1 pseudogene is annotated in these 285 nt (G+C 65.6%); it reads left to right on the top strand.

Features of this window, described 5'->3' with window-relative positions:
- Positions 1–285 (top strand): annotated as a pseudogene (locus AX721_RS07935) (acetyl/propionyl-CoA carboxylase subunit alpha); the annotation flags it as partial.

Below are 285 nucleotides of genomic sequence, written 5' to 3'. Positions count from 1 at the left end.
GCTTCGGCGACGACCGGATCTTCATCGAGAAGTTCATCGAGAGCCCGCGCCACGTCGAGATCCAGGTGCTGGGCGACAAGCACGGCAACGTGGTCCACCTGTTCGAGCGCGAGTGCTCGATCCAGCGCCGCAATCAGAAGGTCATCGAAGAGGCGCCCAGCCCGCTGCTGGACGACAAGACCCGCAAGGCCATGGGCGACCAGGCCGTCGCGCTGGCCAAGGCGGTCGGCTACGACAGCGCCGGCACCGTCGAGTTCGTGGCCGGACAGGACAAGAGCTTCTACT

Origin of the sequence: Phenylobacterium sp. CCH9-H3, assembly GCF_001557235.1 — a bacterium.
Classification (GTDB): Bacteria; Pseudomonadota; Alphaproteobacteria; order Caulobacterales; family Caulobacteraceae; genus Phenylobacterium.
Note: the sequence above shows the minus strand (reverse complement) of the source record. Positions and strands in the feature narration are given on the sequence as shown.